The organism is Vibrio sp. Y176, from assembly GCF_033438945.1.
The window spans coordinates 1-7,498 of record NZ_JAWOQS010000025.1 but is presented as its reverse complement, the minus strand read 5'-3'; the positions used below and the strand labels follow the sequence as shown (position 1 = coordinate 7,498).

At 41.0% G+C, this 7,498-nt stretch carries 14 protein-coding genes; 2 read left to right on the top strand and 12 right to left on the bottom strand.

The features are described 5' to 3' along the window. Positions 1-180: 180 nt before the first annotated feature. On the bottom strand, positions 181-711 hold the full coding sequence (locus tag R7O13_RS23475; protein ID WP_318304781.1) for a GNAT family N-acetyltransferase: 531 nt from the start codon (positions 709-711) through the stop codon (positions 181-183). Between the two features lie 203 nt (positions 712-914). Here R7O13_RS23475 and R7O13_RS23470 point away from each other — a divergent pair, with 203 nt between their 5' ends. Next, entirely contained in the window at positions 915-1,163 is a 249-nt protein-coding gene (locus tag R7O13_RS23470; protein WP_005377003.1) for a type II toxin-antitoxin system Phd/YefM family antitoxin, read from the top strand. Continuing rightward, a complete protein-coding gene (locus R7O13_RS23465) occupies positions 1,153-1,443 on the top strand; it encodes a type II toxin-antitoxin system RelE family toxin (RefSeq protein WP_005377002.1) in 291 nt (96 codons plus the stop codon). Before R7O13_RS23470 ends, R7O13_RS23465 begins: the two co-directional genes overlap by 11 nt. Positions 1,444-1,590: 147 nt before the next feature. Here R7O13_RS23465 and R7O13_RS23460 read toward each other — a convergent pair whose 3' ends face one another. The 11 genes from R7O13_RS23460 to R7O13_RS23405 form a co-directional block, all read right to left on the bottom strand. Then, entirely contained in the window at positions 1,591-1,890 is a 300-nt protein-coding gene (locus tag R7O13_RS23460; protein WP_038964143.1) for a hypothetical protein, read from the bottom strand. A 181-nt stretch (positions 1,891-2,071) separates the two neighbouring features. Then, positions 2,072-2,593, bottom strand: coding sequence for a hypothetical protein (locus R7O13_RS23450; RefSeq protein ID WP_193248847.1), 522 nt, complete (start codon positions 2,591-2,593; stop codon positions 2,072-2,074). A 156-nt stretch (positions 2,594-2,749) separates the two neighbouring features. After that, positions 2,750-3,052, bottom strand: a complete 303-nt coding sequence (locus R7O13_RS23445) for a type II toxin-antitoxin system RelE/ParE family toxin (RefSeq protein WP_015296906.1) — start codon at positions 3,050-3,052, stop codon at positions 2,750-2,752. After that, entirely contained in the window at positions 3,040-3,297 is a 258-nt protein-coding gene (locus R7O13_RS23440) for a type II toxin-antitoxin system Phd/YefM family antitoxin (protein ID WP_015296907.1), read from the bottom strand. The genes R7O13_RS23445 and R7O13_RS23440 overlap by 13 nt, the downstream gene beginning before the upstream one ends. Positions 3,298-3,493: 196 nt before the next feature. Beyond that, positions 3,494-4,399: an Imm49 family immunity protein gene (locus tag R7O13_RS23435; protein WP_318304780.1), complete on the bottom strand. Its 906-nt coding sequence runs from the start codon at positions 4,397-4,399 to the stop codon at positions 3,494-3,496. A 173-nt stretch (positions 4,400-4,572) separates the two neighbouring features. Further along, positions 4,573-5,034, bottom strand: a complete 462-nt coding sequence (locus R7O13_RS23430) for a hypothetical protein (RefSeq protein WP_045417206.1) — start codon at positions 5,032-5,034, stop codon at positions 4,573-4,575. 13 nt (positions 5,035-5,047) lie between these two features. Then, entirely contained in the window at positions 5,048-5,323 is a 276-nt protein-coding gene (locus tag R7O13_RS23425; protein WP_023623398.1) for an ECs_2282 family putative zinc-binding protein, read from the bottom strand. Positions 5,324-5,478: 155 nt separating this feature from the next. Continuing rightward, positions 5,479-5,781 carry a type II toxin-antitoxin system RelE/ParE family toxin gene (locus tag R7O13_RS23420; RefSeq protein WP_021705405.1) on the bottom strand — a complete coding sequence of 101 codons (303 nt, stop codon included), beginning with the start codon at positions 5,779-5,781 and terminating at the stop codon, positions 5,479-5,481. Then, entirely contained in the window at positions 5,769-6,026 is a 258-nt protein-coding gene (locus tag R7O13_RS23415) for a type II toxin-antitoxin system Phd/YefM family antitoxin (protein ID WP_005448240.1), read from the bottom strand. Before R7O13_RS23415 ends, R7O13_RS23420 begins: the two co-directional genes overlap by 13 nt. 192 nt (positions 6,027-6,218) lie before the next feature. Next, on the bottom strand, positions 6,219-6,638 hold the full coding sequence (locus R7O13_RS23410) for a DUF2513 domain-containing protein (protein ID WP_318304779.1): 420 nt from the start codon (positions 6,636-6,638) through the stop codon (positions 6,219-6,221). A gap of 144 nt (positions 6,639-6,782) precedes the next feature. Next, positions 6,783-7,406: a hypothetical protein gene (locus tag R7O13_RS23405; protein WP_031419056.1), complete on the bottom strand. Its 624-nt coding sequence runs from the start codon at positions 7,404-7,406 to the stop codon at positions 6,783-6,785. Between the last annotated feature and the right edge of the window lie 92 nt (positions 7,407-7,498).

Below are 7,498 nucleotides of genomic sequence, written 5' to 3'. Positions count from 1 at the left end.
CCTCTAGTCTTATCATGATTATATATGTATCGCATCAAACTCCTTTTTACGCTAGCACTGCTAACGCCGCGTTAAGTGGTGAACAACGCCTACTACCCAGCCTAAATCATTGTGCCGTATACACTAAAGTTGATTGAAACCAAAAATACCAAGCGTTGTGAATCCGTCTTGAACGCTTTGTTATAAGCCTGTTTTCGCATACATTGCCGTACTACTCAACTCACCTGACGGCAATCTTCGGTCATTGCACAGTATCCCTTCGAATGTATATCCACCACGCTCTGCTACAGATCGACTTTTCAAGTTATCTACAGCAGCTTTGATTTCGAGACGATTAGCCTTAAGTTCTTTGAATGCGTAAGTTTCTACAGCTTTGACTGCTTCCGAAATGAAGCCATAACCAACGCTCGAACTACGTAGCCAATAACCAATTTCGAAATACGGGACTGTTTTGTCACGAATGATAAGCCCTATTGCTCCTAGAAAACGACCAGTGCTTTTCTCGATGATTGAATATCGTAACTCACCTTCAAAGTTCTCAAAATTGCTGATAGCTTGCTTTGTATTCTCGATAGACTCTGCTTCAGTCAACGCATATGGAACCCAAGGAAGATAAACACCAAGCTCATCTTGGCTTTCTAGTATCGCTTCGAGCATCAAAGGCTGATATTCCATTGAAGGAGGCACTAGTTTAAGCCTTTCTGTTTCCATATATAACAATCTCCAATTAAGGCTTATAACGCCTTGCTAAGGTGTGAGCAACGCAATGCCTTAGCATCCGCATAATACCTTAAACACATAAACCAACGCATAGTAAAAATGCCACGCGTTGCGAATCACTCTTAAGCAACTTGTTATACCGCTTGGTTGAGGCTAAAATGACCAGCATAAAGACCACTTAAGAGACCTATTATATGACCACTAGAATTTTAGCCGATGTTGCTGCAAGCATTACTGAGTTGAAAGCTAACCCTATGAAAGTTGCAACTAGTGCTTACGGCGAACCTGTTGCTGTACTAAACCGAAATGAACCCGCATTTTATTGCGTACCTGCCGAAGCGTACGAAATGATGATGGACAGACTCGAAGATCTTGAACTACTTGCTATCGCTAAAGAGCGTGAATCTGAAGAGAGCATTTCGGTAAATATTGATGACCTATAAACTCGACTTTAAAAAGAGCGCCCTCAAAGAGTGGAAAAAGCTTGGTTCTACTCTGCAACAACAATTTAAGAAAAAGCTAATCGAGCGCTTAGATAACCCACATGTTCCGGCTTCAAAACTATCTGGAGCTGACAACATGTATAAAATTAAGTTGCGTCAATCGGGCTACCGTCTCGTCTACAAAGTTGAAGACGATGTCATCATCGTAACCGTCCTAGCAGTTGGAAAGCGCGAACGTAGCGATGTTTACCGTAAAGCCATGAAAAGGTTAGATGACTGATTGCGGTATAACGCCTTGTTAAGGTGTGAGGCACGCAATACCTAAGCTTCCGCATAACACCTTAACCACTGAAACCAACGCATAATAAAAATGCCACGCGTGCCGAATCACTCTTGAACAATTTGTTAGGCGACGACTTTTAGCTATCTAATGACCTCGAACAGCGAATGCAACACCGCAGACTATGAAAAGAACAATAAACCACAAAATTGCAGGCATCGGGTTTCCATTTTTAGCTTCAGACGCCAAATATGAATTGAACTCTTTTTTACTTTGTCTTCTGCCATGTTTCGTGGACAAATTGTGCTGCCCCAACGGTGTGGTTCCCGACTCAACATACTGTTTCGCAGATGCGAGTGTAGGTACAGGACCAAAATCATGAGAACCGTTTGCAGTAAGTACAAGCCAGCCTGAACCTTGTTTTACAATAAAACGCCCATCATCCACCGAGTATTATCCCGCTTGGATTCTAGTTACCTTAGCCAATATTAACTCCTAGTCGCCTAACGCCCTGTTAAGGTGTGAAGCACGCAATGACCAAGCCTCTGCATAGCGCTTCAACACCGAAACCACCGCATGACAAAAATGCCACGCGTGCTGAATCACTCTTGAACAGTTTGTTATATTTTTACTGTAATTCATCACTCTTGATAGCGTACTTTTCTTCTAATTTAAATTCTTCTTCATATATCGACTTGTAATTTATTCTGATTTCGACTTCCTCAAGAGTAAGTAACCTTGTCACTTGTTGTAAGCAATATGGCAAAGGAAGATCCGCCTCGCTCAAACTGATAAGTGCTAACTCTTTACCCGCTTGCATCGCTGAGTCTGGTCTAATCCAAGACTTTTTGAAACATACCGGATTTATATCGACAGATGAAAGAAATTGACCCCACTGGTTTTTTGTAAGATCAAATTTATTCCCATTCACAATAATGCCAATAGACTTGAAAAAAGCTGTACCTGTTCCTGCATTTTCCAAATATAAACCTGAACTTATATCCCCTACCAACCTGGGAGAAATTTGAAGATACGGTGTAAAAGAAAGTCTATTATGTTTTTTGGCTTCATATCCTTGCCAAATTGAGATTACAAGCGCTAGAAAAGAAATAAACATTGCAGCACATGAAACAGTTCTTTCAATTCTCACATCAGCCTCCTAAAAATATAACGCCCTGTTAAGGTGTGAGCAACGCAATACCGAAGCCGCCGCATACCACCTTAACCACTAAAACCAACGCATAATAAAAATGCCACGCGTTGCGAATCACTCTTAAACAGTTTGTTAGCCGCTCATTCCCAAAGGTTACTGTTTACTCAACAGGAACTTACGCAAATCTCTCTCTGCACGCATAACAAACAGAATAAACACTTTGTCATCGTCTTGTTTATAGAAAACACGACATGGATTAACGACAACTTCACGATAACTTAAATGTTCTAGCTCGGGTGGAATACGACCTGACTCTGGGAAAGTTTGTAGGCGTTCGACTTTGGAGAAGATCGTTTGCACTAACTGCTTTGCAGCTACGATATTTTCAAGTGCGATGTATTCAGCGATATCGTTGAGGTCAGATAACGCTGGTTCAGTCCAGATTATTTCAGCCATTTTGACATTTTGTCCTTGGCTTCATCATGGCTTACCATTTTACCGTCAGCTAGTGCACGCTCACCTCGTGCAATACCCTCAAGAATAGCTAAACGATTTTGCATAAACTCGTAGTCATCAACATCAACGAGATAAGCGGATGGCTTACCATGCTCAGTAATTAACACTGGCTCTTTGGTATCGTGGAGATCGGCGAGGATCTTAGTTGCTTGACGTTTGAGTGATGTAACTAGTTCTACTTTCATGAGAGCTGCTCCAAAGGAATACTAAAGTGATACTATTCTATCACTTTGAGTATAGCAAGCTCCATGACGGCTAACGCCCTGTTAAGGTGTGAGCAACGCAATACCGATGCCACCGAATACCACCTTAAACACTAAATGCAACGCATAGCAAAAATGCCAAGCGTTGCGAATCACTCTTAAGCAGTTTGTTAACTAACTACGATTTGTAAATATCTAAAAAGCTATAGCTCGGCTCGGGCATATTACGGGTATAGAAGGCTTCTGGAACATAATCCGTTTCAAACCCTAAGCGAAAACCAAACTTCTGGTAAGCAAGCTTTGCCAGTGCCAGTAACGGCATCGCAAGATATCCTACACGCTCTTCTTTTAATTTTTTTTGACTCCAATACTTGTGGTGCCCTTTGACCGCTTCATACATCGCTTGTTGATATTCCGCTTCACCACAACCTGATTTATTTAGAACTTTTGTCATCACATTAATCGTTGGCAAATCGACAAGGTTTGCATGTTCAAAGGCTAAGCCCTCAAGATATTCAGGCGTACTCACATCAATAAACCTCTGAATTAACGACTTAACGTCACCAGATTTTATTCCGAGCATGACCATTTGGAGCTCAAAGAAGGTACGAGAGCGAACATTATACCACTCAGTGTTTGGATGGTCGGCTAAGTTGGCAAGGTACTCAATGTCACTCACCTGCTCACAAAATAAAGATAGCCAACTTAAATAGGTTAGATATAGCGCACCTTCAAGACCATTGTATTCCTCTTTCTTTGCTACTAGAGTCACCTCTGCTTTAGGGAGCACTACCGAAATCGTCTCTCCATCACTCAATAGCTGTGACCGTACTAATTTAATATCAAAGTACTGATGCATATCCATCGCTCTAAGACTGGATTCTATGTCACCAACATTGTGGTATAGACAACTTGTTAGAGAAAGACCTGCAAGGCTCACACTATATAAATTGACTTTCCCACTCTCGTAATAAAAATCAAAATCATCGAGCAGCCGCTTGCATTTCATCCCATATGGGTTAGAAAGTCTCTTTAGGTAGTCTGCATGACATGGTATTGGTTTAAAGTGTTCTTTTGATGTCATATAAACATTTCTCTTTAATTTATAAACCGGGACCAAGGAGTTAGTTAACGCCCTGTTAAGGGGTGAGCAACGCAATACCGAAGCCGCTGCATACCACCTTAATCACTTAAACCAACGCACAGTAAAAATGCCACGCGTTGCGAATCCCTCTTGAACAGTTTGTTAGGTGCGTTCTAGAGTGTTGGATATACGATTTTTTCGTTTTTATTTCTGTGTTCGTCAGACCAGCAAAGTTTCAACTTGTGCTTACTTGGTGTTTGCATATGTACGACTGCCAATAACTCAATGGATGCATGCTTTTCGAGCGACTCATAAGGAAGTTTGCTCTGCAACTCAGATTCTGGAACTAGTTCGTTGCCGTCTGGGAACTCTACCGTTACATTTTTGGCTTCGGCATTTCCTTTGTTCCAAATTTTCAACCGATACTTATGATTCCCCAACTTAATGATCGATGCACCTAAATCGGCTTTACGATCATCGATCACTTCTTCGGTTTCCTTAGCTAAAAGCAATTTATTAAGCTTATTCTGAGTTTCAACTAGAGAGTCTTGTCTTTTGTTAAATTGAATCGTTCGCCATGTTGCGTACCCAGAAAGCCCCAAAGCCACAAGTGCGATACCGTCACCAAAGTCCATACAGCTAATGCCCCTATCTAATTTTTATATTCTTGTTTCCTTTGAATGCATTTTTAAGCATTTTTTTCATTTCAGCTTCAATTTGCTTTTGTGCTTCTTTAGCAATCTCGTTTTGAGTTTCTGCGATTAATTCAGAATTTTCTGCGACAAGATCTGCACGAGTCAACTGGCGTTCACACTGAGTACAAGTAACAAGCCCGTTTTCATCATGTTCATCAAAATTGAAGTCTTTACAACCACAAGTTGGACACAACATACTAATTTGTCGATCAAGATTATTGAGTTTCATTTTACCTCCTAAGCACCTAACGCCCTGTTAAGGTGTGAGCAACGCAATACAGATGCTGCCGCATACCACCTTAAACACTAAACGCAACGCATAGTAAAAATGCCACGCGTTGCGAATCACTCTTAAACAGTTTGTTAGCCGCTCATCCCCAAAGGTTATTGCTTGCTCAATAGGAACTTACGCAAGTCTCTCTCAGCACGCATAACAAACAGAATAAATACTTTGTCGCCGTCTCGTTTATAGAAAACACGGCACGGATTAACTACAACTTCACGATAACTTAGATGTTCTAGTTCAGGCGGAATGCGACCCGATTCAGGGAAAGCCTCTAAGCGCTCGACTTTAGAAAAGATCGTTTGAACCAATTGTTTTGCAGCTACGATATTTTCAAGTGCGATGTATTCAGCGATATCATTGAGGTCGGATAGCGCTGGCTCAGTCCAGATTATTTCAGCCATTTTGACATTTTGTCCTTGGCTTCATCGTGACTCACCACTTTACCGTCAGCTAATGCACGTTCACCTCGTGCAATCCCCTCCAGAATCGCCAAACGATTTTGCATAAACTCGTAATCATCAACATCAACCAGATATGCCGATGGCTTACCATGTTCAGTAATTAACACTGGTTCTTTAGTGTCGTGGAGATCGGCAAGGATCTTTGTTGCTTGACGTTTGAGTGATGTAACTAGTTCTACTTTCATGAGAGCTGCTCCAAAGGAATACTAAAGTGATACTATTCTATCACTTTGAGTATAGCAAGCTTCATGACGGCTAACGCCGCGTTAAGGGGCGACAACGCTATGCCACCCAAACTTAAACATTGTGCCATAAACACATAAGCCAAACTTTGAACTAAAACCGCCAAGCGTTGGGAGTCCCTCTTAAACGCTTTGTTATGAGACAGCAGCCTCGAGCAATGCTTTGACTTTTTGCTTTGCGTAACCTTTAGCTAGGTCTTTTGCGACAGATGAGATTGTGTCTAAGCTTGATTCTTTAAAATTGGCTTGAATTTCCGCCCAAACATTGGGTTCATTTAGAGATTCAATAAAATCATGGCCAAAAGCTGTAAGACGAATTGGGACAACTGACCAACCTCTTTGACCATTCCCCATCATTGTATAGCCTACACCTCTAGCATTCTGAGCAAATGACTCGATGTATCCCTTATCAACTAAGATGTCGGTATGAAACACAAATTTATCATCATCATAGTGAAAGCCTTTAGCTTCGAGCTCACGAATATTGGTAGTTGGCCTTTCAGCGCTTTCAAAAGCTTCCAATAATTGTTTCAAATATTCTTTATCAACTTTCATCGAATTATCCTTGTGGCTCATAACGCCCTGTTAAGGTGTGAGCAACGCAATACCGATGTCGCTGCATACCACCTTAATCACTTAAACCAACGCATGATGAAAATGCCACGCGTTGCGAATCACTCTTAAACAGTTTGTTATGTATCAGAAGTCAAAGTCTGGCTTAGATTGGAATATATGGATATTTTCATAGTCTATGAAATAAAGAATCGAGTTTTCTACTTGTTCAAAAAACTCTGTTAAGTTCTCGCTTTCACCGGTATCCACTGGATATTTATAATGGACAAAGCTATTACGCTTCTCTGCTAGCTTAGTCATCACTTCTAAATGCGTCTTATCAAATGGTGGTAGCTCAATAAGTTTGAGAAACCAGGATGTTTTTGCGCGATTGTTGAGAGAAGTAATAACCTGCTTAAACTCTTTGCCCGTAATTTCCTTGCGGTACAGTTTTGACTCTAAGACACCATTAATCCAATGTTCCCACCAAGTCGCGTACGTCACTAAAGCTAAATCAGTTTTATTTTCTGAGACTAATCTCCTAGCTTCTTCCAACAAGGTATCTTTATGATCAATAATCATATTTATCTCTTGTTCAGAGTTAAGAAATTCCTCTAAGTACTCTTTTATCTTAACGGATGCTTCCTCATCCGATAAACCTTTTATATCGACGCCACCATACCCAATTACAGATTTAATGAATGACTTAACGATACCGGCAGCCATCTCTTTTTCTTCTTCCGTCTTAAATAGACTTTCTTCGATACTCATCAAGTCCTCCTGATACATAACGCCCTGTTAAGGGGTGAGCAACGCAATACCAAAGCCGCCGCATACCACCTTAATCACTTAAACCAACGCAT